Annotated in this window: 21 protein-coding genes; 9 read left to right on the top strand and 12 right to left on the bottom strand. The window is 68.3% G+C overall.

The window, feature by feature from the left end; genetic code table 11:
* The first annotated feature begins 13 nt into the window (after positions 1 to 13).
* Entirely contained in the window at positions 14 to 1426 is a 1413-nt protein-coding gene (pntB, locus tag B7G54_RS16500; protein WP_085040017.1) for a Re/Si-specific NAD(P)(+) transhydrogenase subunit beta, read from the top strand.
* Between the two features lie 249 nt (positions 1427 to 1675).
* Here pntB and B7G54_RS16495 read toward each other — a convergent pair whose 3' ends face one another.
* The gene (locus B7G54_RS16495) at positions 1676 to 2299 is read right to left on the bottom strand and encodes an ABC transporter ATP-binding protein (protein ID WP_085040016.1); all 624 of its coding nucleotides are present in this window, start codon (positions 2297 to 2299) and stop codon (positions 1676 to 1678) included.
* A gap of 11 nt (positions 2300 to 2310) precedes the next feature.
* Positions 2311 to 3510 (bottom strand): hypothetical protein, encoded by a 1200-nt coding sequence (locus B7G54_RS16490; RefSeq protein WP_085040015.1) that lies wholly within the window; start codon positions 3508 to 3510, stop codon positions 2311 to 2313.
* Between the two features lie 427 nt (positions 3511 to 3937).
* Between B7G54_RS16490 and B7G54_RS16485 the strand changes: the two genes are divergently transcribed.
* The 4 genes from B7G54_RS16485 (at position 3938) to B7G54_RS16470 (ending at position 8307) form a co-directional block, all read left to right on the top strand.
* A complete protein-coding gene (locus tag B7G54_RS16485) occupies positions 3938 to 4375 on the top strand; it encodes a tetratricopeptide repeat protein (RefSeq protein ID WP_085040014.1) in 438 nt (145 codons plus the stop codon).
* A gap of 84 nt (positions 4376 to 4459) precedes the next feature.
* Positions 4460 to 4909, top strand: a complete 450-nt coding sequence (locus B7G54_RS16480) for a GNAT family N-acetyltransferase (RefSeq protein ID WP_085040013.1) — start codon at positions 4460 to 4462, stop codon at positions 4907 to 4909.
* Positions 4910 to 5046: 137 nt separating this feature from the next.
* Positions 5047 to 6459 carry a response regulator c-di-GMP phosphodiesterase, NosR family gene (nosR, locus tag B7G54_RS16475; RefSeq protein ID WP_085040012.1) on the top strand — a complete coding sequence of 471 codons (1413 nt, stop codon included), beginning with the start codon at positions 5047 to 5049 and terminating at the stop codon, positions 6457 to 6459.
* Between the two features lie 78 nt (positions 6460 to 6537).
* Positions 6538 to 8307 (top strand): histidine kinase, encoded by a 1770-nt coding sequence (locus tag B7G54_RS16470; protein WP_085040011.1) that lies wholly within the window; start codon positions 6538 to 6540, stop codon positions 8305 to 8307.
* 46 nt (positions 8308 to 8353) lie between these two features.
* Here the strand turns inward: B7G54_RS16470 and B7G54_RS16465 are convergent, their stop codons facing one another.
* From B7G54_RS16465 to B7G54_RS16455, 3 genes are all read right to left on the bottom strand, one after another.
* Positions 8354 to 9457, bottom strand: a complete 1104-nt coding sequence (locus B7G54_RS16465) for an extracellular catalytic domain type 1 short-chain-length polyhydroxyalkanoate depolymerase (protein ID WP_085040089.1) — start codon at positions 9455 to 9457, stop codon at positions 8354 to 8356.
* A 257-nt stretch (positions 9458 to 9714) separates the two neighbouring features.
* Positions 9715 to 11418, bottom strand: a complete 1704-nt coding sequence (locus B7G54_RS16460) for a cobaltochelatase CobT-related protein (RefSeq protein ID WP_085040010.1) — start codon at positions 11416 to 11418, stop codon at positions 9715 to 9717.
* Positions 11419 to 11422: 4 nt separating this feature from the next.
* Positions 11423 to 12625, bottom strand: coding sequence for an AAA family ATPase (locus tag B7G54_RS16455; RefSeq protein ID WP_085040009.1), 1203 nt, complete (start codon positions 12623 to 12625; stop codon positions 11423 to 11425).
* 503 nt (positions 12626 to 13128) lie between these two features.
* Between B7G54_RS16455 and B7G54_RS16450 the strand changes: the two genes are divergently transcribed.
* Positions 13129 to 13647: a GNAT family N-acetyltransferase gene (locus tag B7G54_RS16450; RefSeq protein ID WP_208864960.1), complete on the top strand. Its 519-nt coding sequence runs from the start codon at positions 13129 to 13131 to the stop codon at positions 13645 to 13647.
* A 221-nt stretch (positions 13648 to 13868) separates the two neighbouring features.
* Here the strand turns inward: B7G54_RS16450 and B7G54_RS16445 are convergent, their stop codons facing one another.
* From B7G54_RS16445 to B7G54_RS16435, 3 genes are all read right to left on the bottom strand, one after another.
* On the bottom strand, positions 13869 to 15572 hold the full coding sequence (locus B7G54_RS16445) for a M14 family metallopeptidase (RefSeq protein ID WP_085040007.1): 1704 nt from the start codon (positions 15570 to 15572) through the stop codon (positions 13869 to 13871).
* A gap of 78 nt (positions 15573 to 15650) precedes the next feature.
* Positions 15651 to 16868: an ATP-grasp domain-containing protein gene (locus tag B7G54_RS16440; RefSeq protein WP_085040006.1), complete on the bottom strand. Its 1218-nt coding sequence runs from the start codon at positions 16866 to 16868 to the stop codon at positions 15651 to 15653.
* 49 nt (positions 16869 to 16917) lie between these two features.
* Positions 16918 to 17862 carry a hypothetical protein gene (locus tag B7G54_RS16435; RefSeq protein ID WP_085040005.1) on the bottom strand — a complete coding sequence of 315 codons (945 nt, stop codon included), beginning with the start codon at positions 17860 to 17862 and terminating at the stop codon, positions 16918 to 16920.
* A gap of 167 nt (positions 17863 to 18029) precedes the next feature.
* Here B7G54_RS16435 and B7G54_RS16430 point away from each other — a divergent pair, with 167 nt between their 5' ends.
* A complete protein-coding gene (locus B7G54_RS16430; RefSeq protein ID WP_085040004.1) occupies positions 18030 to 18905 on the top strand; it encodes a LysR family transcriptional regulator in 876 nt (291 codons plus the stop codon).
* Between the two features lie 42 nt (positions 18906 to 18947).
* Here B7G54_RS16430 and B7G54_RS16425 read toward each other — a convergent pair whose 3' ends face one another.
* On the bottom strand, positions 18948 to 20216 hold the full coding sequence (locus B7G54_RS16425) for an ATP-grasp domain-containing protein (RefSeq protein WP_085040003.1): 1269 nt from the start codon (positions 20214 to 20216) through the stop codon (positions 18948 to 18950).
* 51 nt (positions 20217 to 20267) lie between these two features.
* A complete protein-coding gene (locus B7G54_RS16420) occupies positions 20268 to 21701 on the bottom strand; it encodes an MFS transporter (RefSeq protein WP_085040002.1) in 1434 nt (477 codons plus the stop codon).
* 436 nt (positions 21702 to 22137) lie between these two features.
* On the opposite strand from B7G54_RS16420, the gene B7G54_RS16410 reads away from it, so the two are divergent.
* A complete protein-coding gene (locus B7G54_RS16410; RefSeq protein ID WP_085040001.1) occupies positions 22138 to 23262 on the top strand; it encodes a TauD/TfdA family dioxygenase in 1125 nt (374 codons plus the stop codon).
* Positions 23263 to 23359: 97 nt separating this feature from the next.
* Entirely contained in the window at positions 23360 to 24298 is a 939-nt protein-coding gene (locus tag B7G54_RS16405) for an ABC transporter substrate-binding protein (protein ID WP_085040000.1), read from the top strand.
* Positions 24299 to 24327: 29 nt separating this feature from the next.
* On the opposite strand, the gene B7G54_RS16400 is transcribed toward B7G54_RS16405, so the two are convergent.
* Entirely contained in the window at positions 24328 to 24711 is a 384-nt protein-coding gene (locus tag B7G54_RS16400) for a GtrA family protein (RefSeq protein WP_085039999.1), read from the bottom strand.
* A 15-nt stretch (positions 24712 to 24726) separates the two neighbouring features.
* Positions 24727 to 25770: a glycosyltransferase family 2 protein gene (locus B7G54_RS16395; RefSeq protein ID WP_085039998.1), complete on the bottom strand. Its 1044-nt coding sequence runs from the start codon at positions 25768 to 25770 to the stop codon at positions 24727 to 24729.
* Between the last annotated feature and the right edge of the window lie 22 nt (positions 25771 to 25792).

The following is a 25792-nucleotide window of genomic DNA, read 5'->3' as shown; positions in this document are numbered from 1 at the left end:
GGAGACGACCACAATGACTTCCAATCTGACTACCGTCTCCTATATCGGCGCGGCCATTCTGTTCATCCTCAGCCTTGGCGGGCTGGCCAATCCGGAGACCGCGCGCCGCGGCAACCTGCTCGGCATGATCGGCATGCTGATCGCGGTGCTCGCGACCGTGCTCGGCCCACGCGTGTCGGCCGAGGGCATTCCGTATATCGTCGCTGCGCTGGTCGTCGGCGGCGCGGTCGGCCTGTACGCCGCGAAGAAGGTGCAGATGACGCAGATGCCCGAGCTGGTTGCGCTGATGCACAGCCTGGTCGGCCTGGCGGCGTGCCTGGTGGGCTTCGCGAGCTACATCGATACGTCGGTGCAGTTCACGGGTGCCGAGCACGCGATCCACGAAGTGGAAATCTACGTCGGCATCCTGATCGGCGCGGTGACCTTCGCAGGCTCGGTGATTGCGTTCGGCAAGCTCTCCGGCAAGATCGGCGGCAAGCCGCTGCTGCTGCCGGCACGGCACTGGCTCAACCTGGCCGCGCTGGTGGTGGTGATCGTGTTCGGCCGCGCGTTCCTGCATGCGGAGACGGTCCAGGACGGCATGACGCCGCTCATCGTGATGACGGTGGTGTCGCTGCTGTTCGGCGTGCACATGGTGATGGCGATCGGCGGCGCGGACATGCCCGTCGTGGTGTCGATGCTCAACAGCTACTCGGGCTGGGCGGCGGCCGCCACCGGCTTCATGCTCGGCAACGACCTGCTGATCGTGATCGGCGCGCTGGTGGGCTCGTCGGGTGCGATCCTGTCGTACATCATGTGCCGCGCGATGAACCGCAACTTCATCAGTGTGATTGCCGGCGGCTTCGGCACCGGCAGCGGCGCGCCCGCGGCGTCGGGCGCCGGTGCGCAGCCGGCCGGCGAAGTGGTGGCCGTGAGCGCGCTGGAGACGGCCGAGCTGCTGCGCGATGCCAAGAGCGTGATCATCGTGCCCGGGTACGGGATGGCCGTAGCGCAAGCCCAGCACACCGTGCATGAACTCACGAAGGTGCTGCGCGAGAAGGGCGTGGACGTGCGTTTCGCGATCCATCCGGTGGCCGGCCGCATGCCGGGGCACATGAACGTGCTGCTCGCCGAGGCGAAGGTGCCTTACGACATCGTGATGGAGATGGACGAGATCAACGGCGACTTCCCCGAAGCCGACGTGTCGATGGTGATCGGCGCGAACGACATCGTGAACCCGGCGGCGCAGGAAGATCCGGGCAGCCCGATCGCCGGCATGCCGGTGCTGGAGGTGTGGAAGGCGAAGACCTCGATCGTGATGAAGCGAAGCATGGCGTCGGGCTATGCGGGCGTCGATAACCCGCTGTTCTACAAGGACAACAACCGGATGCTGTTCGGCGATGCGAAGAAGACGCTGGACGAGGTGTTCGGGGCGTTGAAGGCTTGACGAGGCGCATGGCCGGGCATGTGCGCGGGTCGAACGATCACCGGCTGTGGTGTCGGACAGTCGGTTGATCGGGGCCCGGCACGTCGGACATGTGTTTCGGAGCGTTCACGGAAGTGCGGGGCGGGATGGTCCGTTTTGCACTTCCTTCCTTCCGGAAAATGACGACGATCGATTGCCGGTGCGCAGATCCCCCTCCGTACGGCAGCCGCATCCGACCGATCCCCATGACTGCGCCGGCGACGATACCGGCTATCCAGCGAATCCAAGCTCGGCAAAACGGGTGATCCTTGCGTCGCAGGCGCGCGCCAGCGCCGGATCGTGACTCGAGAAAAAGACGGCCCGGTCTTTAGCCAGCGTCTTGAACAGATCGATCAGAACAGCACGTGACGCAGCATCGAGCCCGTTGCCCGGTTCGTCGGCGATCACGACGGTGGGTGCGCCGAGCGTCGTTGCCGTCAGGAACAGTTTCTTGCGCGTGCCGAGCGACATCTGCTCGAAGCGCTTCTCCATATGCGGGGCCAGCCCGAATCGATCCGCCAGCTCGAGCGTGCGGGTGTCGACGACGGTCTTCTTCGCGGCCGCCACCAGGTCGAGGAATGCGCGCCCGGTCTGGAACGGATAGGCCAGGCAATCGTCGGGCACGTACGCCAGCGCGGATTTCGCATCGAGCGGCGCGGTGCGCAGCGAATGGCCGCCGAGCCATACCTCGCCTTCGTCGGCGTCGATCGTGCCGGCGAGAATGCCGAGCAACGTCGATTTGCCGCTCCCGTTTTCGTCGCATAGCGCCACGCACCCGGCACCGGATGCGTAGTGGAGTCCCTGGAAAATGACGCGCTTGTCGTAGCGCTTGCCGAGATTGTCGAAGCGGAGCATGGATCGGTCGATCAAACGAAAATTGGCCAGGTGAGCGTGACCCAGATCACGGTCAGCAGGACACCCAGCAACACGGATTGTCGGGAGGCGTAGCGTTGCGGCAGATAGTGTAATGCGACGAGCGGTGCGCCCGAGCACACGAGCGCCGCTGCCATCGGCCATGACAACACGCCGTGCAGCGCCAGCAACAGCGGCGCGATCGCGGCAAACGGCAGCGCCAGCGCGGCAACGGTCAGCCAGTCGGCTCGGCGTTTCGCGAAGGCCGATAGCGGCAGCGACCGCATGAAGTGAGACGCGCGCAGGTGAGCCGCCCGCAAATCGCGATAGGTCGTCGCCGCAATCAGTGCGATGACGGCCTGCGCCATCAGCGTCAGCGGCACGGCGCGCTTGTCGAAACCCCAGAGTGCGAGCAGGAACCCTGTGGAGGCGGCGACCGCAGCCATCATCAGGCAGCGTCCGACGGTGCTCGCGGCACGGTCCTGCAGGATGCCGATTTGCAGCCTGGCGATGGGCGAAAGCCCATCTCGCGCGCGGGCACGGATGGCATGCGTGACGCGACGCGAGCATGCGCCCGGCGTTCCCGACCGGGCGGACGACGCAGCGGCGGTAGGCGCAATCGTGAACGCCGCGAGCAACAATGCCACGATCAGCCACGCAGGACGCAACATGCCCTCGGCGTGAAAGCCGCCGACGAGGAACCCGTTGGCAACAATCAACGCGATTGCGTTGCGCATATTGCGCGACAGCGCGGTCAGTTGCCATCCCAGCGTAATCAGGAACAGGTCGAGCACGAACAGGTAGTTGACCGCCTTCTGCGGCACAAAGGCGAGTGCGATGGCGGCCGCCAGCACGGGCAGCAGCAGCGGCGTGCTCGCGGCGATCACGACGATGGTGTCGACGAGACGACGGCGGTTGTCGGGGATTGGCAAAGACGCAAGGAAGGTGACGAACGGCCCCCCTGTGATCGCGGTACGCTGCGCCAATACCCACACGATGCCCACGGCTTCGAGCAGGTGCACCCATGCGAACCGCCATTCGATGCCATGCGACGGCGCCAGCGCTTCGAGTACGGGGGCGCCCAGAATCCGCGTCTGCGAAAACACCGGCATCGCCGGCAGCAACAGCAGAATCAACAGGAACAGTGCCTGCCAATGCCTGCGCAGCAGGCTGGACGTCGCGAGCGCGTACCACCTCAGTCGGCAAGACAACATGGTTTCCCGCTCCCTTCCACCGTGCAATCGAACCCGGCATCCTGCCATGACGGTCGCCGCGCCACAACCTCGCGGGTGTTCGATGGCGGGAACAGGCAGGAGATCACCGTGCCGCATGAAAAACCGTCGCCGCGCATGGCCGCGCCGGCTGCGCAAACGGGCGGGTTACGTCGGCTCAAGGCATCCGTCGGCGTAGCATCCGGATCCGGGTCTTGTCGGATTCACGAGCCAACCCCGCGCCGCTCATTCGGCACGCGCCGCAGAAATGCACCGAAAACCGAGGCACGCGCGTCATACGGCTCGGGTATGCTGGATGAATGCCGGCCGGATGATCGACCAGGGCGGCAAAACTGTACGCAATCGTCGCGATTGAATCACAACCACCGGCCGCACCGGGCCGATTTCAACTCCGGAACAGGGATTCGACATGGCAGAACTGGACAACGCGCTGTACGAACGGATCGGCGCGCTGAGCGACGCGGGCGATGCCTTGATGGAAGACGGCGACTACACAGGCGCGCTGGAAAAATTCTGGGCCGGATTCGACCTGCTTCCCGAACCCAAGACCAATTGGGAGGCCGGCACCTGGTTGATGGCCGCCATCGGCGACGTGAATTTCCATCAAGAGGACTACGCGGCCGGGCGCGACAATCTCGGCCAGGCGATGCATTTCCCCAACGCGATCGGCAATCCGTTCCTGCACCTGAGGCTCGGTCAATGCCAGTTCGAACTGGGCAATCTCGACCGCGCGGCCGACGAGCTGATGCGCGCGTACATGGGCGGCGGGCCGGAGCTGTTCGAGGACGAGGACGGCAAGTACCTGCGATTCCTGGCGACGCGGGCGGAAGGCATCGAGACGCCCTGACCGGCCGCCGGCCGGCGCCGCGAGAAAGCGTCGACGCTTGCGCAGCGATGCCGGGCGTTTTCTCCGTGTGAGCGCAACCTGCCCATGAACCTGACCTTTCCCCTCGCCACCCGATCCGACGCCGAAACGCTGGTTGCCATCCGCATCGCCGCGATGCGCGACAGCCTCGAGCGCATCGGCCGCTTCGATCCCCAGCGTGCGCGCGAACGCTTTCTCGCGTCGTTCGACCCGGCGCTATGCCGCTTCATCGAAGCCGACGGGGTGAACGCGGGTTTTTTCGTGGTCCGGCCGCAGGAAGACCACTGGCTGCTCGACCATCTGTACATCGTGCCCGGGCACCAGGGAAAGGGTATCGGCGCGGCCGTGCTGCGCAGGATCCTTGCCGACGCGGATGCGCAGCGCGTGCCCCTCCGTGTCGGTGCGCTGCGCGGCAGTGATTCGAACCGCTTCTATGCACGGCACGGCTTCGTGCAGGCCGACGAAGCGGAGTGGGACATCTACTACGTGCGCGAACCGGGTTCGACCACGACTTAGGCCGCGCACTGCCGCGTGCCGCGGCGACGGGCCAGCGGTGTGCTTCGGGCGAGCGCATCAGCGTTTTCCCGGATGTGGAATGCGCGGCGCATGCCGATGATGCAGAGAGAATATAAATACAGGATCCGAGGCCAATCATGACGACATCTGCAACAAACGGACCGAATGCGGTATCGCCTGAAACGACCGGGGCGCCAGCGACATCCGACGATGCGGGTGGCGTACCGTCGATCCTGCTGGTCGACGACGAGCCGAGCGTGCTGTCAGCGCTCAGGCGCGTGTTCCGGCCCGCCGGCTACGAGATCCTGACCGCGGATAGCGGCGAGGCCGCCCTCGAGATACTGGCGTCGACCGAAGTCGACCTGATCGTGTCCGACATGCGGATGCCGGGCATGAGCGGCGCGGAGTTCCTGGCCCGTGCACGGGCGCTTTATCCGGACGCGATGCGCATCCTGCTGACCGGCTATGCGGAGATCGCGTCGGTCGTGCAGGCCGTCAACGACGGCGGCGTGTATCGCTACCTGAACAAGCCGTGGGACGATCACGACCTGCTGCTGACTATCGAACAGGCGCTGGAGCAGCGGCGCTTGCGGCGCGAAGCGGCCCGGCTGGCCGCGTTGACGGAAGCGCAGAACGAAGCGCTGCGCCGTTTCAACACCGAACTCGAAACGCAGGTTCGTGCGCGCACGGAGGAGCTCGGCCAGACCGTGATGTTCCTCGAAGCCGCGCAACGCGACCTCAAAAGCAGTTTCACCGCGATGGTCCAGGTCTGCGCGAGCATGATCGAGATGCGCTGCGGATCCTCCAGTGGTCATGCGATGCGGGTCGGCGAGATTGCGCGGCGGCTCGCGCTGGCGTCCGAGATGAGCGAGCTGCATGCGCAGGACGTCTATTTCGCGGGGCTGCTGCACGGCATCGGCAAGTTGTCGCTGCCGGACGAATTGCTGCACAAGCCGCTCGCGAAGATGACGGCCGAAGAGCACGGCCTGTTCCTGCAGCATCCGCTGCGCGCGCAGATGGTGCTGACACCGGTCGCGCAACTGCACAAGGTTGCGTCGATCGTGCTGCACCAGTACGAACGCTTCAACGGACGCGGTACGCCGGACGGGCTGGCGGGCGACTCGATCCCGCTCGGCTCGCGGATCGTCGCGATCGCGCGCGATTTCGAAGGGCTGCGCAACGGCGACATCGGTGCGCCGCATTCGGTCGAGCAGGCGATCGACGCGTTGCGCTCGCAGGCTGGTGTGCGCTACGACCCGCGGATCGTCGAAAGCCTGGTCGAACTGATGCGGGATCCGGCGAGTCTCGGCATCGCGGCGTCCGTCGCTGAGATCAAGTCCGCGCAGCTGCGCGAAGGGATGCAGCTCGCCGACGATCTGCGCACGCATCGCGGCGTGCTGCTGATGACCAAGGGCAGCGTGATGTCGGCGCACCAGATCGAACTCGTGCGCCGCTTCGAGACGCGCGAGGGGACGTCGTTCGATATCCTCGTGCTGGCCGGCCAGGCTGCGGCGAAGCCGGCGCCGAACGCGGGCGCGGCCCCTGCCTGAGCCCGGGCACGCGGCCTGATGGCCGCGGTGCGCGACCGCGCCGCGGCAACGCACTCACCTCGATTCGGGCGCTCGATCATGTACGGCACCTACAATCTCCCGCTCGTCGTGCTGTCGCTCGCCATCGCGACGCTGGCTTCCTATACGACGCTCGACCTGGCCGCCTTCATTTCGCTGCTCGACAACCCGAAGCTCAAGCGTGCGTGGCTGGGCGGCGGCGCGGCGGCGATGGGCACCGGAATCTGGTCGATGCATTTCGTCGGCATGCTCGCGTTTTCGCTGCCGATTCCGCTCGGCTATGCATTGCCGGATACGGGCGCGTCGCTGGCGATTGCCGTGCTCGTGTCGTACTTCGCGCTGACTGTCGTCACGCGCGCGCGGCTGGGCTGGCGGCGGCTGCTCGCGGGCGGCGTGCTGATGGGTGGCGGGATCGCCGGCATGCATTACGCGGGGATGGCCGCGATGCGCATGGAGCCCGGCATTCGCTACGATGCCGCGCTGTTCGCCGCCTCGATCGGCATCGCGGTGATCGCGTCGACTGCCGCGTTGTGGATCGCGCAGGCGCTGCGCGTGCAGCAGGCGCGCCATGCGACCGCGCAGCGGGTCGGCGCGGCCGTCGTGATGGGCATTGCGATTACCGGCATGCACTACACGGCGATGGCGGCCGCGCATTTCGCACCGGATGCGCGATGCGGGGCCGCGAACGGGGTCGACACGCCGTGGCTCGCGACCACCGTCGCGCTGTTCACGACGGGGACGCTGGTCGTCACGCTGCTGCTGAGCCGATTCGATGCGCGCACAACCTTCCTGCGCGGCATGACCGATACGCTCGAGCGGCTCGTGCGGTTGCGAACCGCGGAACTGGAGCGCGCGCTGCACCGCTACGAACAGACCACGGCGGTACTGCAGCGCACGCGCGAGATCATGGCGACCGAGATCGACGAACGCAAGGTCGCGCAGGCGCGGCTCGAACAGGAGAAGGAGGAGCAGCGGCGCTTGTTGCAGGCACTCGAAGAAACCCACGAGCAGTTGCTGCAGTCGGAAAAGCTCGCGTCGATCGGTCAGCTCGCGGCCGGTGTCGCGCACGAGATCAACAATCCGATCGGCTTCGTCAGTGCGAACCTCAATACGTTGAAGACGTGGGTGCGCAGTCTGCTCGACGTGATTGCGGCGCATGAAGCCGCGCTGCCGCAGCTCGACCCGGCCGCCCGCGACACGCTGACGGCGATGAGCCGCGCGGCGGACCTGGACTACGTGCGCGGCGAGATCGCGATCCTGATCGACGAATCGATCGACGGCGCGCTACGCGTGCGGCGCATCGTGCAGGACCTGCGCGATTTCTCGCGTCCGGCCAGCGGCGAATGGAGCGTGGTCGATCTCCGCGCGGGCCTGGAAAGCACGCTCAACGTCGTCCACAACGAACTCAAGTACAAGGCCGAAATCGTGCGCGATTACGGCGACGTGCCGCAGGTCGAATGCCTGCCGTCGCAGTTGAACCAGGTCTTCATGAACCTGCTGGTGAACGCGGCGCACGCGATCCCCGAGCGCGGCGTGATCACGATCCGCACGTCGAGCGACGGCGAGCAGGTGTCGATCGCGATCAGCGACACCGGAACGGGCATGACGCCCGACGTCGTCCGGCGGATCTTCGATCCGTTCTTCACGACGAAGCCGGTCGGGCAGGGAACGGGGCTGGGCTTGTCGGTTTCGCACGGTATCGTCGAGCGCCATCGCGGCACCATCGACGTGACGAGCGAGCCCGGGCGCGGCACCACGTTCTGCGTCCGGCTGCCGATCCGGCGGGCCCGCGATCGCGCGAACGCAGCAGCGCTGGAGCAACGGGCGTGATCGCGTGACGGCATCGTGCGCCACGGACCGGCCCGGTTGTCGCGCGTCACCGCAGTCGCTGGCGGCGTTGCCGACGAAAGAAATGCCAGAACATCGCGGCGGCGTCCGGCCCCGTGGCGGAATGAAACGCCTCGCGCGGGTCTCCGCCGCTCCATGCGTGCGGCAGCCGGCGGACGATGCAGACCCTGACGACGAGCCGTCCGGCCTTGAGATAGTCGATGTAGTCGGCATCGTCGCGCGCATGGATGCGTTGCTCGCCAACACGCATCGCGCCGTGTTCGTCGACGAGCCGGTTGAGCCGTGCGAACTCGATGCCGAGTTGCGTCGCGTTCCTGTCGGTCACGACGGTATCGAGCGCGCCGTGCATGACGAGGGCCGGCATGCCGGGATAGGACGCGACGTCGGCGCAGGCATCGACCGTGCGTATCGGGTCGTCGCGGAGGCCTCGACGCATCAGGTTCATCGCCGCCATCGTCGACGACGGCGGTGCGATGGCGGGGCCGGAGTGCAGGCCGACTGCCGCGAAGCGGTCGGGATACCGAATCGCCAGTGCCGCGGCGAGCCCTGCACCGGCGGACATGCCGGCCAGGTAGATCCGGTCGCGGTCGAAGCCGTGCTGTCGCACGATTGCGTCGACCAGCGACGCGACGGCCGCGGCTTCGGACTGCGTCGCGTCGCCATGCCAGTGCCAGCAGCGGTGCGCATGGGCGGTCGTGGCTTGCTCGGGAAACAGCACGGCGAACCCCGACCGCTCGGCGAGACGGCATATGCGCGTGCCGGCGGCAAACGATTCGGCACTCTGCTTGCAGCCGTGCAGCATGACGACGGCCGGCATGCCGGCTGTCGTCGTCGGCGCGGCGGGGAGATACAGCGCGTATGCAAGGTGGTTCACGTAGCGGCCGGCACTCGGGCCGGCGGAATGAAACGAGCGGAGCCACGTTCCGGGCGCCTTGTCGGTCCGTACGCTGGCGGGATGCACGGTGCGCGTGCGTTTGGCGGCACGAGGGGGGACGGTTGGCCGGGCGGCCGGCTTGATCGCCCGTTTGGCGGCCGGTGGCGGCTTGCTCGCGCGCTTCTTCGGGCGCGCCCCGGTTGCGACGGAGAGCAGCTCGAGATGCCGCAACCACAGGCTGGTCTTTTTCCTGGGCATGTGCAGTTTCGTGTCGGCGGCCGGCCGCGGCAGGAAGATACGGCCGAATCCGCCGTCGAGTTGAAAATCGAAATGGGACGCGGAGCAAGTTTCGTGCTGCCGGCCGCGTGCGCATCGGAACCGATCGGCCGATCGGATGCAACGGGAAGCAGGATCCTGCGTGACGGCGGCCATTCGATCCGGCCATCGGTGATGTTAGCCGTTCGATGTGACGCCCCTGCGAATCGCGGCCTGCTTCGACCCTGCCGCGAGCGGAGTCAGCGCCGATCCAGCAGTGTATCGCTCAGCACACTGAACGCTGCGCCCGGCAGCTCGTGCAGATGCTCGACCACGCTGCTGACCGGATAGAACGCGTCGACCGAATCGTCGAGAATCCCGACGCCGATCAGTTCGACGCGCCGCTCGCGCAGCGCATCGATGCGTGCGTGCAGGTCGGTGCGCAGGATCGCCGGGTTGCCGTCGCCGGTTGCCGGATAGCCGTCCGACAGCACCATCAGGATCCGTCGCCGCGCCCGCTTCGCCAGCAGCCGCTCGGCGGCCCAGCTCAGCGCCTCGCCGTCGGGATTCTCGTGGCCGCATTCGATGCACGCGAGGCCGCTCGGGTTGTCGGAATCGAAGCGCTTGTAGACGCGCAGGTCGAGCCGTTCGACGAACCGGTTATAGCCGAACGTGTCGCGGCCGGCGTCGAGCCAGCGCTGGTAGTGCGCGCGCATCGCGGTGTCTTCGACGGAGCTGTAGCCGAGCACTTCGCACGCGAAGCCGAGCTGCGCCAGCGCATCGCACAGCGCCGCCGCGCACAGCCTGGCGAGCGCGATCTTCTTGCCGGCCATCGACCCGCTGCAATCGATCAGCAGGCTGACGGCCGCGTCGCGTCCGGGCGCCGCGCGCCGGATGCGGAACGGCGTGCGATAGCCGGGCGACGTGACGAGGCGGGCGAGCGACATGCGGTCAAGTTCGCCGCGTTCCTGCTCGCGCTTCCAGCGCGTCTGCTCGTCTACTTTCAACGCACGTTCGAGTCGCAGCTTGAGCGGCTCGGTCTGCGCGCGGGCCGCGCTTCGCAGGCGGTGCCAGCGGGCCGGTTCGCCCTGGCCGGTGAAGTCCGTCACCGTGTCGAAGGCGGTGGTCAGCGGGACCGACAGCAGCGGCCGCTTGTCCGCAGACAGGCGGATCGTGCCGGGTGCTGCGTCGCCCGGTGACGGTGCTGCGGCTGACGATTCCGTGTCGGCGATCGCACCGGCGCCCGATTCGGCCGAAACCGGCGCACGCGCGTCGTCCGGCGCGCGCTGTCCGTCCGGGTCGAAGCCGGCAGCGATGCGGTCGCTGTCGAGCGTGCTGCCCGGATCGGCGGTGAACATCATGGTGTTCGCACCGGCCGACGCCAGCGCGCGGACGCGCTCGACGATCCGGTGCGCGGCGCGGATGCTGGCGGCGGTCGATGTGGCCGCACGCGCTTCGTCGACGAGATCGTCCGATGCGGCCAGCGTCGCGTCGAGCGACGGCACGCGCTCGACGGAGGACGGCGGTTCGTCCCACAGCGCACGCTCGATACGCCACACCAGCTTGTCGCGCCATGCCATCTGCGGCCAGTTCCGAAGCGTGTCGGCGGCCGACACCGCCCGCATCCGCCGCAGGAACGTCGTCGCGCCGGGATAGATCGAAACGAGGCGATCGGCCGCACGCCGGTCGTCGATCGCTTGCGCAATGGCGCGCACACCGGGCGACGTCAACGCGGCGACTTCATCGATCGCGCCGAAGCGTGCCCGCGCGGCGTAGAGGTCGACGAGGCCGATGAGCGCGTCGTCGTCGACGTCGCCGGCGAGCAGCGTGTCGGGCAGCACCAGCAGGTCGCGCTGCGCGACCGGCTCGTGGCGCGCGAACCGTACCTCGATGCCGTGCCGTTGCGCGAGCGTGCGGGCCAGCCGGGTCAGGTGGCGCGACCGCGCGTCGTCGTCCCGGTTCATCGCGTCAGGCCTCGACGTCGATGTAGTGGCGAATGATGCTGCGGATCAGGTCCGCGTCTTCCGTGCTGACCTTCGCGTAGATCGTCGGGCCGGCGGCCGATTCGGGATCGCCGGTGCGCAGCATCAGCTCGGCCCAGTCGATCAGGCGCCGCGTCGAGAACGCGCCGGCCAGGTCCTCGCGGACGAACGCGGCGCGGCAGTCGGCCGCGATCGCCGCGAGCGTGCCGGCCATCGCCGCGGTCATGGCCGCGCCGAACGTGCGCTGCAGCACGCGCGCCTCGTCGGGCGGCGGCAGATAGTCGAGGCGATACACGCGCCAGCGGTCGAGGAACGCCTCGTTCATCACGTTGGCGCCCTGGTACAGATGGCGGAACTGCCCCATCGCGCCCACCGCATTGGCGGTCGCGAACAGCCGGAACGACGGATGCGGGACGACGATCTCGTTGCCTTTCTCCTTCAGCAACAGGCGTCCGGCCGGTTCGAGCACGGCGGTCAGCACTGCGAGGATGGCCGGTTCCGCGAAGTCGATCTCGTCGACGATGAGCCACAGCCCTTCGCGCATCGCGGTCGGCAGCACGCCGTCGACCCAGATCGTCTCGCCGCCCTTGACGGTCCAGAACCCGACGAAGTCGCCGACCGTCGTCTGCCCGTTCATGTTCGAGCGCAGCACGCCATGGCCGGCCAGCGCGGCGGCCTGCTCGATGAGGCTCGTCTTGCCCGTGCCGGTGTGGCCGATCAGCAGGATGCGCCGGTTCTCGGCGATGTCTTCCAGCACGTTCGTCGCACGCGCGGTGAACAGGTAGGCCGGGTTCGGCGGCGGGACGAGCGGCCCGCCCGGGCCGCGCGGCATCGGCACGCCGCCCACGTGTGCGACATGCGCCGCGCCGCCGCCTGCCGCCGGTCGCGATGCGTGCGCGCGGCGCAGGTCGTGCATGAACCGGTCGCGATGGGCGGGCGCCGCACGGTCGTCCGTTTCGCGCCGGACGAAGCCTTCCTGGATCCACTTGTGCAGCTTCGCATCGAGGTTGTCCGCATCGACGACCGTATCGACCGATGTGCTGCCGTCGGGCCGGTGATGCTGGATGCGGTACATGTGCGCGCGTTCGGAGCGGCTGACGATCCATTGCCCGGCGGACGGATCCGCCAGTTGCCGATAGACGCCGAGTACCGACGGGGCGGAGGGGGTGGGGTCAGCGGGTGCGTTCATGGTGGCGGGCGAAAGTGGGCGGCTGGCGCTTCTTGCCTTCGATGCATCGCGTCGATTGTATATTTTTGCCGGGAAGGGCGGCATTCGCGCGGGAATCGATTCGCTGCGATTCGGTATGGAGCAGGCGGCGCGTCGGCCTGCCGGATCAGGCGAGCGCCATGGGCAATGCGCTGCAGCATGGTGGCTCGGCACCCGCGCCACGCACCGAACCACCGTTACCGCGCCGATTCGCCGGCAAAGTTGCGGCTCGCTGGCGTGGGGCGGCCACGTCCATGCGTGTGAAGGTCGATTGACACCCGCGTGGCGCTGATCTCCCGGGCTTGTCACGAAGGCAATCCGTCATGTCGAATGGCGGGCGGTCTCGCCTTGATCGGCAGGGTGGAATTTCAGTACCGTAGCAGGCTTGATCGCCTGGCTTCCATCGCGGGTCCCTGGGCAGCCCGGCTTTACATCCCATTGCGCGCCAGTCGATGACGCTGGCGCAGGAGTGATTGAACGTGACGATGACAGGAACGGACGAACGGGTGATCCGTCGTGCCAGCGCGCTGGATGCCCCGGCCGTGCTGGGGATCTTCGACGACGTGATTGCGTGGTTCGTCGACGTCGGCAACGAGGGGCAATGGGGCAGCGAGCCCTGGTCGACTCAACCCAGGCGGATTGCGCTCGTGACGGAAGCCTGTGCGCTGCCCGACGCGTGGGTAGCGGAGGATCAGGACGGTCGCGTCCTGGGCGCATTGATCCTGGGCGAGTCCATGCCTTACGTGCCGCCCGCGACCGAGCCGGAAGTCTACGTGCGCGTGCTGGTTGCGTCGCGCGATGCGCGGGCGCGGGGTGTCGGCCGGCATCTGATGGCCTTCGCGGACGAACGCGCCCGGGCTGCCGGCGTGGCGCGCTTGCGAGTGGACTGCTATGGCGGCGGGACTGGCGCGCTGGTGCGTTTCTACGAATCCTGCGGATACGAGCGAATTTCAACCTTCGACGTGGAGGGTTGGCCGGGGCAACTGTTGGGGCGTCGTTTGTGACGGCGCCAGTCCGCAACTCGGCGTGCAAAGCATCGGTTGACGGGCAGCACGCCGTTGATTGACCCGTGTGCGGCACCGGCGTCGCCACAGTCCAGCGAAGTTCGGCCGGGTACGGCACGCGGTTCTTGTCCGATTCAGCGTGACCTGTTGCGGATGGGCGTGCCGATGCCGCCGTCCCGACCCGGGTCTCCAGGGGGATGATGGTCGAATGCGCGTGCCGGTCAGCCGAGCAGGCCGCCCCAGTACAGCTCGGCGGCCAGCTCGACGGCGCGCGTCTGCGTCGTGTGTGCCAGCCGGAACGCGTCGCCCTCGATCGTTTCGTCGGGAAACTCGGTGATGAGCGTGAACGGCACGGTCGAGCGATGATCCTCGATCACATGGCACGGAATGCCGTTGATGCGCGGGAACGGCAGGTCACCCGCGTGCGCGTGCCACGCGTGGATTTGCCGTTCGTTGAACGCGACGAGTTCATCCGATTGCGACAACGTGCGGGTCAGTGCATCGAGGAACGGCAGGCCGTCGTAGCCTGCGTGGTGACGCAGGATCAGGAAGAAGCCCTTTGGAATCGACCAGAGCTCGCTGCCGCGCGGGATGTAGCCGCTGCGCGGCCGCGTCCAGTCGTGCGCGGGGTAGCCGTGCAGGCTCAGGTGCAGCCGCGCACCGGTGCGCTCGATCGCGTCGAGCCGGGCGGCTTTTTCGCCGAACGGCGGTTGCGTGCGCGCTTCGAGGTCGTCGCCGAGCGCGGTAAAGCGCGCGGCATGGGACAGGTGCGTCGGGTGCGTGGCGCGCAGGTGATGATGGAGCGCGGCGCCGTCCGGATTCTCGAGCGGCACGAGCGCGTAGTGCGCGTTCGCGCGCAGGTTCAGCGCATGGGCGGCCCGCAGCGCGCCGACGACGCCCGACGCCTCGTTGGCATGCTGGCCGGCGGTGATGACGAGCCCGGGCAACGCGCCGCGCACGTGAATGCCGTTCACGCCGCGGCCCTGATGCGAGGTGACGGCGAACCGCTCTCCCGGCAGCGCGCCGAGCGCACGAGCGACGTCGGGCGGCGACAGCGGCTGGCCGACCGCCGCGAGCGCGTCCGGCGTCGCGAGCGCTTCACCCGGGGTGGGCTCGGCTTCCGCCGTTGCCGCGCGGATAGGCGTTTCAAGCGTGATCCGAACCGTCGTATCGCCTTGCGTGCGCGTAATCTCGGGCACGATCTGCCCCGATTGCAGCGTCCGGTCGGACGCGTCGCGGCCCGCGTGTGCATGGAAGAATTCGGCCGCGCCGTAGAAGGCGTCTTCGTGCCACGCGTCGAGCGTGCTGACGAGTTCCTCGCCATAAGGCAGCGTACGTTCGATGCCCGACGTGGCGATCGCGATCCGCAGGATGTCGAAGAACGGTGCGCGGTCGGGCCACGGGTAGGCGCGCAGCGCGTCCAGCGTCGCGGCGGTAGCCGCCTCGAATTCGGTGACGAGCGGCGTGTCCTCGATCAGGGTGTCGCCGTGCCACACGCGCAGCCAGCCGCACGGCGACGCGGTCGCGTCGTTCGGCGCGAAGACGCGGTGCGTCGCCCCGTCGGCTTCGACGACATAGTGCGCGGGATCGTCGCCGGGCTCGAACGCGAATGCGAGCGGCGCGAGCCAGCCCGCGAGCGGATACGCTTCGAGCCGGAACCGCTGGTGTGCACCCGCCGGCGTGCGGATCACGATCCGGCCCGTGCGCGGTGGCTCGAATTCCTCGAGGAAGAAATGCACCAGCGGCTTGTACGCGCTGCGCAACACCGCGTCGATGCCGCGGGCGGCCAGCGTGCGTTCGGCATCGCGGCGCGCCGCTTCGTCTTCGAAGAGCCAGGCCTCGATACGGGTTGCGGTGCCGGACGTGAAACGGTCGGTCAACGTGCGCAGCGTGCGCGGATACACGGCGGAGAACAGCGTCGTCATGGTGAATGGAGGCGGGTAGGGATCGGGAAATCGCGCGGCACGTACCGGAGCTGCGCAGGTCTTGTGTCGACCGCTACGTTAACCGGAAACGGCCGGTTGTGCGACCGGCGTTCCGTGGGCCGACGAGCCGGGAGGCGCTGGCGTCTCGTGCGCGCCGTGCGCGGTCGGCAGCCCAACCCGCACATACAGAAACGCACGCCGCTCGCGATCCGGCAGCACTTGCGGCCCGTAACTGATCGTGACGGTGCCGTCGTGAATCTCGCCCGCCTGCGCGAAACGCCACGCGCCGGGATCGCTGTCGAGCAGGAATTCGGCGCGCGCATACGCATGCGGTTCGAACAGCTCGGGAATCTCCACCCGGCGTCCGTCGAGCTTGTCGAGCAACGCTTCGGCCACGTTGAAGCCGTAGCCGTCGCGCACGATGTCGCAGATGAAGCTGCCGGCGATGCGCGGATTCAGTTCGATCACGTGCGGCACGCCGTCGTGCACGATGCAGTCCAGGTGCACGGGCCCCCATGTCAGCCCGGCGGCCGCCGTGGCGCGCGACCCGACGTCGATCAGCGCGCGCAGGGTGCCCGCATCGAGATCGAGTTCGGACGTATAGCCGCGCTCGAGAAAGCCGGCCCCATGCCGCTTCAGCTTGCGCAGCGCGCCGACGTACCGGCCGTCGAAATACTCGACGCAGTATTCGCTGCCGCTCAGGAATTCCTCGACCACGATGCGCTCGGCCGCCAGCGACAACGCATCGGCTTGCCCGGCGGCGAGCGCGTCGAGTTGCGCGCGTACTTCGGCGATGTCCTCGCAGCGCCGCACGCCGTCACTCGCCGAGCCTTCCGACGGCTTGACGACGACCGGAAAACGCAACGGGGCGGCCGCGGCCGCGAGTGCTGCCGGCGCCGCCAGCGTGCCCGTGACGAATCGCGCGGCCGGGATGCCGTGCGCGGCGAGCAGCGCCTTCTGGTTCGACTTCGACACCGCGTGCGCGACGTGGCGGGCGTCGGGGCCGGGCAGGCCGAGCGCGTCGGCGACCGACGCGGCGGTGCGCGCATAGGTGTCGTGTGCGGTCGTCACGCGCAGCGTGTCGATCTCGTCCGGATAGCGCGTGCGCAGCCAGCCGGCGAGCTGGCCGGCGTCGGGTTCGAGATTGATCGTCTCGACGCCGGGGGGAAACACGCCGTCGAGACGATGGCCGGGCGCGGTGACGACGGTCACGGCCACCTGGCGTGCAAGCGCACCGCGCACGAGCGCGAGGCTGCTGCCGGTGGCGCGGGCGCCGATCACGATGAGTCGCTTCATGCGGGATCCTTGATCGATAACGGGAGAGTGGAGCGGCATCGCGTGCCGGCTAGCGTGCACGCCGGCGCAGGCGCTGCGCTTCGAGGCGCGGCAGCAGATGCTGGACGACGCGCGGCAGCGTATAGATCGGCAACTGCGCGCACGTGAACACGAGCGCCATGGTCGGTGTCGCGGCGAGCCCGAGCGCCGCCCACATCAGGCCGACGTTGCGATTGGCGACGATCAGCGCGACATTGAGCCGCGTGCGGACGTCGCCGGGCGTGAGCCCGTACGCGATGACCTGGAAGCCTGCATTGACGGCGAACGCGAGTGCGATCGCGGTCAAGGCGCGGTGCGGCGCGTCGATGATCGACTGCTGCATGCCGGCCATCGTGCCGAGCGCGAACACCAGCAGCGCGGCGACGACGGTCGCATCGATCGGCGTCGCATAGCGGTCGAGCCGGGAGCCGGCAACCCGCCGCACGAGCAGCGCAACCCCCTCGGCACTGCCGATCAGCAGCGCGAGCCGCAATGCGAGATTCAGCGGCGAGATCGCCACGGCCGCATCGTGGCTGAACCAGGCCGTCAGCAGCGGCGCGGTGAGCGGGACGAAGACCATCGACGCGAGGGTCGCGACGAGCGCGACGCTGGCGTCGAGCGACAGCATCCGCGCGATCGTCGACGTGCCGCTCGACGGCGGCGCGCAGTACGCGATCACCAGCGCGACGACCCAGTCGTACGGCATGCCGGCGAGCCGCGCGGCGATGCCGAGCGCGACCGGGCACGCGATCATCGTCGCGGCGGGCAGCAGCAGCGACACGGCCGGCCGCCGCGCGACCGCGCGCACCGCGCTGGGCTCGACGCGCAGCAGCGTGCCGAGCACGAACAGGAACACGGTGACGGGCATCAGCGGCCGCGCGAGCGCCGCGAGCGGCGGTACCAGCAGCCCGAGGCCGACGCCGCATGCGAGCACGGTCGGGCCGCGCCGCACCAGCGCGGCGATCAGCGTGCGCATGGCCGAGCCTCGCGATGACGGCGGACGGTCGTGCAACCAGGGCAGGCTGAGAATGGCATGCGGATTCCTTCGAAACGGTCCGTCCGGCACCGGGTATTCGCTAGGCTAATCCGGATTATTGACGAAGTAAAATGATATAAACGGAATCTGTAACAAGGGAAAGTGATATGAACATCCCGCTGCTCGAAACCTTCCGGGCCGTCGTTCAGGAAGGCAGTGCGCTGCGCGCGGCCGAACGGCTCGGCTGCACGCAGTCGAACGTCACCGCGCGCCTGCGCCAGCTCGAAGAGTCGCTCGGCGCGCCGCTGTTCGACCGGCACGGCAAGCGGCTGGTGCTGAACGCCGCCGGGCGCCGGTTGATCCCGTATTGCGACCGCATCCTGCGCCTCGTCGACGAAGCGACGCAGGTGGTGCGCGAGACGCCCGTCGCGCACAGCTTCCGGCTCGGTTCGATGGAAAGCACGGCCGCCACGCGGCTGCCGGCGCTTGCCGCCGCGTTGAAGGAGCGTGATCCGGCGCTCGGCCTCGCGGTGCAGATCGGCAGCGAGCCGGATCTGGCCGACGCGCTGCTGCGCGGCCGGATCGACGCCGCGCTCACGGCGCGCGCGGTCGTCCGGCCCGGGTTGCGCTACGAGCCGGCGTTTGCCGAAGAGATGGTGCTGGTGAGCGCGGCCACGGCCACGCGGCGGCAGGTGCTGGCCGACCACCCGGTGCGGCTGCTCGCGTTTCACGACGGCTGCCCGTATCGCGCGGTCGCGGAGCACTGGCTGAAGGCGCGCGGCATCGCGATCGAGTCGGTGGCGTCGTTCGGCACGTTCGGCGCGATCCTTGGCTGCGTGGCGGCCGGCATGGGCGTCGCGATCCTGCCGAAGCGGATCACGACCGAGTACGTGGCGCGCAAGGAGCTGCGGGCGCACGCGTTCGACGATCTCGACAGCGTGACGACCTATCTCGTCACGCCCGAAGAAGCGCCCGCGCTGCCCGAGCTCGACACATTGCGCGCGGTGCTCGGCCGGCAGGCGGGCGCGCTGCTGGCCCGCTAGCGCTGCGCACGGCATCGCACCGTGCGCGCGGCGCCGATCGCGCTAGGCTGGTGCGACCGCCCGTTCGTCCGCGAAGAAATCGGCCTCGATTTCGCGGATGCGCCGGCAATCCTCGAGCAAGCGCTCGAACGTCGGGCTGTAGAGGCCGACCGTGCCGAGCGCCGTCTGCAGGTCGGTCGTCACGCGCAGCGTGTCGCCCACCTTGGCCCATTGCTTGAGCCCGACGAACGACGGCAGCGCCTGGATCGCCTGCCACGTGAAATCCTGCCGGAGCACGCCGTTGCGCGAAGACAGCAGCAGCACGTGCCCGCAGTAGCCGCGAAAATCCGTCGGCGCGGCGGCTTCGCCGAACAGCCGCTCCGGATGCAGGACGGCCTCGACGGTGGCCGATACGTGATTCTCGCCGCTGACCGCGCTCGTCAGCCGCGGATCGAGGCTGCCGTGCAGCCGCGCGTTCAGCTCGACGATCGTCGGGCCGTCGGCCGTATCGAACAGTTCGAGATGGGTCGGCCCGAAGCGGACGTCCAGCGCGTCGAGCACGTTGGCCGCGTAGTCGAGCAGCGGCGCGTAGCGCGGATCGGCGTGATTCAGCACCAGCATCTTGTCGAGCCGCGGCGCATGCGTGCGGTCGCGGTGCACTTCCCACAGGCTGACCACCCGATGGCGGCCTTCGAACGACACCGAATCGACGATGTATTCCTGCCCCTCCGAATAGCTCTGGATCACGATGTCGTCGTTCGGCTGGTTGTACAGCGAACGGGTGGCCAGCACGTCGCGCGCGGCGGCCTCGACCTGGTCGAGCGTCCTGCAGATCTTCACGCCGGCCACGCCCGCGCTGCGGGCCGGTTTCACCACCAGCGGCAGCGTGCCGTGCGCGCGCGCCCATTCGAGCGTGGCGTCGACCGACGTGCTGTGGAAGTGGGCCGGTGCGCGCAGGCCGGCCTGGCGGATGCGCTCGTTCATCGCGTACTTGTCGCGCCGCGCGGCCGAGGTCGCGAGCGGATTGCGAGTCGGCACGTCGAGCCGCTCGGCCAGCGTGTCGGCCAGTTCCAGCGCCGCATCGAGGCCGTGCAGCACCGCGCCGATCCGCAGGTCGCTCAGTTGCGCGAGCGTCGCGTCGATATCGCCGCGATGCTGGACCTGGCGGATATAGTCGGACGGGACGAACTGGTTCCGGTAGATCTCCGGCAGATCGGGATCGCTGATCACGTGCGCGCAACGGATGCCGTAGGCGCGGAATGCGGGGGCCAGATAGGCGGCTGTCGACGCGCCGTCGACGATCAGGACGGTATCGATGAAGCGATGCGGCATGGATTCCTCGCTGGGCTGTGGGATCGGTTGAAGAGGGCGGGCGGCATGGGCTCAGGCCCGCGGGCCGGTATCGGGCGCATCGCCGGGCCAGCGTGCGGCCAGCACGATGCAGACGGCGACGAGCGCGGCCGCGACGGCGAACCCGCGCGCCGCGCCGGCCACGATTGCCGCGCCCTGGCCCGCGACCAGCGCACCGAGCGCCGCGACACCGACGGCTGCGCCCACCTGGCGCGCGGTATTGAGGATCGCCGACGCGGTGGCCGAACGGCCGGCCTCGACGCTGCCGAGCAGCGTCGACGTCAGTGCGGGAATCGCGATGCCGCCGCCGATCGCCATCGCCGCGAGCCCGGGCGCCAGCAGCCCATACGGCGTGTGCGCGCCGAGCGTCTGCCACAGCCACACGTAGCCCGCGAGCGACACGGCGAGGCCGACGACGACGGTCGCGCGGAATCCGTAGCGGACGGCGAGCCGTGCGCTTGCGATGTTGGCGAGCATGATGATCGTGAGCGGCGCGAGCGCGAGCCCCGACTCGGTCGCGGTGAAACCGCGCGCATTCTGGAAATAGAGGCTCAGCGAGAAGATCAGCCCGTAGAACGCCGCATTCGTGACCGCGCCGATCGCAAGCACGCCCGGCACGCGCGCGATCCGGAAGAACGCGAGCTGCAGCATCGGTGCGGCCACGCGCCGCTCGATCGCGACGAACAGCGCGCCGAGCACGACCGACGCGGCCAGGGCACCGGCCGCATACGGATCGCCAACCCCGTACGCACCGGCCCGGATGATCCCGCCCGTCAGCAGCCCGAGCACGAGCACCGCGACGATCTGGCCGGCCGGATCGAACAGCCGCGTGCGCGCGGCGGCCGAATCACGCACATGGCGCAGCGTGAGCCACAGCCCGGACGCGCAGATCGGCAGATTGATGAAGAAGATCGCGCGCCAGCCGAGCGAATCGATCAACAGGCCGCCGAGCGTCGGCCCGGCTGCGCTGATCGCACCGCCCGTCGCGCTCCACCACGCGACGGCTCGCACACGCGCGGCGGCGTCGTTCGCGCACGCGTGCGTGATGAGCGCGAGCGACGTGGGCAGGATCATCGCGGCGCCGACGCCCTGCGCGACACGCGCGGCGATCAGTGCGGCGAGCGACGGCGCGAGCGCGCAGCCGAGCGATGCCAGCAGGAACAGCGCGAGGCCGTACGCGAACAGCCGGCGGCTGCCGAAGCGGTCGGCCAGCGTGCCGGACGTCAGCAGCAGCGCGGCGAACGACAGCGTGTACGCATCGACGATCCATTGCAGCCCGTGGACGCTCGACCCGAATGAACGGCCGAGGCTCGGGATCGCGACGTTGACGACGGTCACGTCGAGCTGGACGATCGCGAAGCCGAGGCTCGCGGCCGCGACGGTGGGGAGAATCGCGCGCAGCGACGTGCGGTGCAGCGGCGCGGCGGTGGCCAGCGTGCGGCCGAGTGCCGGAGCGCGATCGCTCATCGCGGCCTCCGCGCCGAGTCGCGGGCGAGGCGGCACGCACGCACGGGCGTGTCGTTTCCGAACGAACTGCGCAGCAGGCGGAATCGGTTCATCTGGCGGGTTTCCGTAGGGCAGAGGGAGGGCGCCGGCCGCCGATCCACGGCCGGCCGCATTGTCGAATCCGACAGAAAGCTAGCATCGACCCGTTAGCGAATACAAATAATAAGCAGCGATTTTTTAACAACCATTCGTGTTAAGCGACGGTGCGAACGGTACGGCCCGACGTCGATCGGCGTTGCTGAACTTATATCGAATTTTTTTGTTAGCAATCGACTTAATATCATTTCGCAATGCAAAGACGGTCTCCTAGTCTTGTCGAGCGCTGCGCCCCGAGGACGGCAACGCGCGGCGGTAGTGCCTACCGCTTATCGACCCCCGATCTTTATACGAGAGACCTATGACCTATCTCGCAGATGAACGCATCGTTTTGACGGCAGCGGAGTCCGGTCACATCCGGAAGACACTCGGCGCACTGGCCTATGATCCGGCCGGTGGCGCGGGCTACATCAGCGCGGTGCGCAAGCTTGCCTACAACGCGTTTCCCGACCGGATCGTCGACGCGTTCGATCGCGCGAAGGCGCCGACCGCCGATGCGCACGGCTCGATCGAGATCGACAACCTGCCGATCGACGACGACGTGAAGGGCAGCCCGAGGTTCGAGGAAACCGGCTGCTCGTTCAAGGCCGGCGTATTGAGCGAGAACGTGCTGGTCGCACTGAGCACGCTGGCCGGCGAACCGTATTCGATCGCACACGAAGGCCGCGAGCTCGTGAACAACCTCACGCCGCACAAGGCGACCGCGCGCGACTATACGGGCCTGGGCTCCGAAGTCGAGCTCGATTTCCATATCGAGAACGCCGCGCAGGCGCACATGCCGGAAGGCGATACGTCGCCGTTCGCATTGCTGCTGCTCGGCGTACGCAGCGAAGCCGGCGGCGGCCCGTACACGCGGCTCGCCGATGCGCGCCGCGCGCTGCAGTTGCTGTCGCCGGAAGATATCGCGCAACTCTACGGCGAGCACTACATCATCCGCGTGCCGTACCGGTGGCGCGGCGCGGCGCCGACGCCGCGCGACAACACCGACCTGAGCGCGGTGCTGTCGGGGCCGCTCGACGCGCCGCGCGTGACGGTCGCGTTCTATCCGGACATGGTGCTGGCGGTCAACAAGCGCGCGCAGGATGCGCTGGCCAACTTGTATCGCGCAGTGCGGGAGGTGTCGTTCGGCGTGCAGGTGCAGCCCGGCAAGCTGGTGCTGATCAACAACCATTTCACGCTGCATTCGCGCGACCGCTTCGATCCGCAATACGACGAGAACGGCCGTGCGTTCCGCTGGGTGCAGCGCGTGTTCGTCGCGCGCAGCCTGTGGAATTTCCGCGCGTTCACGCCGCTGCAGGCGCGCGTCTTCGATCCGAAGGCGCTGTATGCGGGCGAGTCGCAAGCGGCGCGCCCGTCGCCGGCCGCACAGCCGGTACCGCAACGCGCGGCCGTGGCCTCAGCCGAACTCGAAGCGACGCCCGCGTGAGCGGGCCGGGAATGCAGGGCGGCGACGGACGGCGAAAATCGTGCGGCCCCGCCCGCGCCGGCCCACGCATCATCGAACAGAAAGGAATCCGGAATAAATGAGAAGAACAGCATATCCCGTTGCGCGCGTCGTTCGCGTGCTGGCCGCCGTCCTGATCGGCGGCAGCGTCGCCGCGCAGGCCGCGACGTTCGACCTGAGCCCCGAGCAGCCCGGCCGGCAGCGCGGCACCGTGAACCCGGCGGTCGAGCACGCGTTGCCGGCCGGCTTCCGGTTTGCCGAGGAGAACACGCTGACGATCGGCATCGCGCCGAACCTGCCGCCGCTCAGCACCTATGCGACCGATGCGCGAACGGTGGTCGGTTTCGATCCCGATCTCGCGCAGCTCGTCGCGGACAGCATCGGCCGCAAGCTGAAGATCGTGCCGCTCTCATGGGCCGACTGGCCGCTCGCGCTGCAGTCCGGCAAGGTCGATGCGGTGATCTCGAACGTGACGGTGACCGAGCAGCGCAAGGAGAAGTTCGACTTCTCGACCTATCGGAAGGATCAGCTCGGCTTCTACGTGAAGAACGGCAGCCGGATCGCCGCGATCCGCGAGCCGAAGGACGTGGCCGGGCTGCGCGTCGTGACCGATTCGGGCACGAACCAGGAAAAGATCCTGCTCGAGTGGAACCGGCAGAACGTCGCGCGCGGCCTCGCGCCGGTCGAGATCCAGTATTACGCGGATGCGGCGGAGCGCTGGGTCGCGCTGCAGTCGGGGCGCGTCGATACGATCTTCAGCGTGAATTCGATGCTCGCGTACCAGGCGTCGCTGCGCGGCGATGCGAAGCTGATCGGCACCGTGAGCGGCGGCTGGCCCCGCACCGCGGACATCGCGATCACCACGCGCAAGGGCAGCGGCCTCGCCGATCCGCTGACGGTTGCGATCAATGCGCTGATCGCGAACGGCAGCTACCGGAAGGTGCTCGGCCGCTGGAGCCTCGACGCCGAAGCGATCGACCGGTCGCAGACCAATCCGCCGGGGTTGCCGCGCACCTGAGTGCGGGAACCGCGGGAAGGAGGGAGCGCTTACCGGTAGGTCCAGAGCCGGTGCAGCACGAACGTCGTCGGCGGAATCAGCAGCGCGATCGTGACGATGCTCATCCCGCGGGACACGTCGAGCGCTTCGGCCGCCCGTGCGAGCAGCATCGTTTCGACGAAGCCGGCCAGCGTGACCGCGAGAAAGCGCGCCGCATTGCGCGGGCGCACCGACGACGAAAAGCTCCACAGCGTATTCGCGAGATACGAGAACGCCGTTGCACAGAGGAATGCGATCGCGTTCGCCGTCACCAGCGTCGCATCGAGCTGCGCGAACAGCGCCGCCGCGACCAGCGTGTGGATCGCGGTCGAGCAGAGCCCCGACACGCCGAAGCGCACGAGCCGCGTGCGCTCGGCATACAGCAAGTTGATCATGGCCGTCGGCGCGCGTCAGCGTTCGCCGACCCGCGCACGGGTCGGCTGCACGCGCCGGCGTGCGATCTGGCGGCGCGCATCGCGCGCGACCGGGAGCTCGATCACCTTGCCGTGCGCCTGGTAGCGGCGGCGGATCAGGTAGACGGGCCGTTGCTTCGACTCGTCGTAGATCCGCCCGATGTATTCGCCGACGACGCCGATCCCGATGAGCTCGATGCCGCCGATGAACAGCGTGACCGAGATCAGCGACGCGTAGCCGAGCACCGGATTGCCGAACAGCAGCGTGCGGAAGATGATGAACGAGCCGTACAGGAATGCGAGCGCGGCGATGCCGAGGCCGATGTAGGTCCAGCTGCGCAGCGGCACGGTGCTGAAGCTGGTGATGCCTTCCAGCGCGAAGTTCCACAGTTTCCAGCCGGAGAATTTCGAGTGCCCGGCGCTGCGCGGGTCGCGCTGGTATTCGACGATCACGGTGCGGTAGCCGACCCACGCGAACAGCCCCTTCATGAAGCGATGCCGCTCGGGTAGGTTGCGCAGCGCGTTCACGACCTTGCGGTCCATCAGCCGGAAATCGCCGACGTTCTCGGGCAGCTTCACGTCCGACAGCAGGTTGTGCACGCGATAGTAGATCGCGGCCGCGGTGCGCTTCGCGAACGAGTCGCACGCGCGGTTGCTGCGCTTCGCGGCAACGACTTCCGCGCCGTCGCGCCAGTGCTCGATCATCACGGGAATCAGGCTTGGCGGATCCTGCAGGTCGGCGTCGAGCGGGATGACCGCGTCGCCGAGGGCTTCGTCGAGGCCGGCTGTCAGCGCGGCTTCCTTGCCGAAGTTGCGGGTGAGATCGATCACGCGCACGCGTCGCTCGCCGGCGCTGATCCGGATCAGCCGGTCGAGCGTGTCGTCGCGGCTGCCGTCGTTCACGCAGACGATCTCGAAGCGGATCGCGTCGATGGACGTCATCAGCGGAATCACGACGTCGAAGAAGCGCTCGACGGCCTCGCCTTCGTTATAGAACGGCACGACCAGCGAGATGAGCGGTGTATAGAGTGATTCCCGCATGATGATTCCCCTTGTGATGTCG

Source organism: Burkholderia puraquae, assembly GCF_002099195.1.
GTDB classification, from domain to species: Bacteria; Pseudomonadota; Gammaproteobacteria; order Burkholderiales; family Burkholderiaceae; genus Burkholderia; species Burkholderia puraquae.
Note: the sequence above shows the minus strand (reverse complement) of the source record. Positions and strands in the feature narration are given on the sequence as shown.

Excerpts from the sequence above, each read along its gene's own strand:
- pntB (WP_085040017.1), top strand. The coding sequence starts at position 14 with ATGACTTCCAATCTGACTACCGTCTCCTATATCGGCGCGGCCATTCTG.
- B7G54_RS16495 (WP_085040016.1), bottom strand. The coding sequence starts at position 2,299 with ATGCTCCGCTTCGACAATCTCGGCAAGCGCTACGACAAGCGCGTCATT.
- B7G54_RS16490 (WP_085040015.1), bottom strand. The coding sequence starts at position 3,510 with ATGTTGTCTTGCCGACTGAGGTGGTACGCGCTCGCGACGTCCAGCCTG.
- B7G54_RS16485 (WP_085040014.1), top strand. The coding sequence starts at position 3,938 with ATGGCAGAACTGGACAACGCGCTGTACGAACGGATCGGCGCGCTGAGC.
- B7G54_RS16480 (WP_085040013.1), top strand. The coding sequence starts at position 4,460 with ATGAACCTGACCTTTCCCCTCGCCACCCGATCCGACGCCGAAACGCTG.
- nosR (WP_085040012.1), top strand. The coding sequence starts at position 5,047 with ATGACGACATCTGCAACAAACGGACCGAATGCGGTATCGCCTGAAACG.
- B7G54_RS16470 (WP_085040011.1), top strand. The coding sequence starts at position 6,538 with ATGTACGGCACCTACAATCTCCCGCTCGTCGTGCTGTCGCTCGCCATC.
- B7G54_RS16465 (WP_085040089.1), bottom strand. The coding sequence starts at position 9,457 with ATGCCCAGGAAAAAGACCAGCCTGTGGTTGCGGCATCTCGAGCTGCTC.
- B7G54_RS16460 (WP_085040010.1), bottom strand. The coding sequence starts at position 11,418 with ATGAACCGGGACGACGACGCGCGGTCGCGCCACCTGACCCGGCTGGCC.
- B7G54_RS16455 (WP_085040009.1), bottom strand. The coding sequence starts at position 12,625 with ATGAACGCACCCGCTGACCCCACCCCCTCCGCCCCGTCGGTACTCGGC.
- B7G54_RS16450 (WP_208864960.1), top strand. The coding sequence starts at position 13,129 with ATGACAGGAACGGACGAACGGGTGATCCGTCGTGCCAGCGCGCTGGAT.
- B7G54_RS16445 (WP_085040007.1), bottom strand. The coding sequence starts at position 15,572 with ATGACGACGCTGTTCTCCGCCGTGTATCCGCGCACGCTGCGCACGTTG.
- B7G54_RS16440 (WP_085040006.1), bottom strand. The coding sequence starts at position 16,868 with ATGAAGCGACTCATCGTGATCGGCGCCCGCGCCACCGGCAGCAGCCTC.
- B7G54_RS16435 (WP_085040005.1), bottom strand. The coding sequence starts at position 17,862 with ATGCGCACGCTGATCGCCGCGCTGGTGCGGCGCGGCCCGACCGTGCTC.
- B7G54_RS16430 (WP_085040004.1), top strand. The coding sequence starts at position 18,030 with ATGAACATCCCGCTGCTCGAAACCTTCCGGGCCGTCGTTCAGGAAGGC.
- B7G54_RS16425 (WP_085040003.1), bottom strand. The coding sequence starts at position 20,216 with ATGCCGCATCGCTTCATCGATACCGTCCTGATCGTCGACGGCGCGTCG.
- B7G54_RS16420 (WP_085040002.1), bottom strand. The coding sequence starts at position 21,701 with ATGAGCGATCGCGCTCCGGCACTCGGCCGCACGCTGGCCACCGCCGCG.
- B7G54_RS16410 (WP_085040001.1), top strand. The coding sequence starts at position 22,138 with ATGACCTATCTCGCAGATGAACGCATCGTTTTGACGGCAGCGGAGTCC.
- B7G54_RS16405 (WP_085040000.1), top strand. The coding sequence starts at position 23,360 with ATGAGAAGAACAGCATATCCCGTTGCGCGCGTCGTTCGCGTGCTGGCC.
- B7G54_RS16400 (WP_085039999.1), bottom strand. The coding sequence starts at position 24,711 with ATGATCAACTTGCTGTATGCCGAGCGCACGCGGCTCGTGCGCTTCGGC.
- B7G54_RS16395 (WP_085039998.1), bottom strand. The coding sequence starts at position 25,770 with ATGCGGGAATCACTCTATACACCGCTCATCTCGCTGGTCGTGCCGTTC.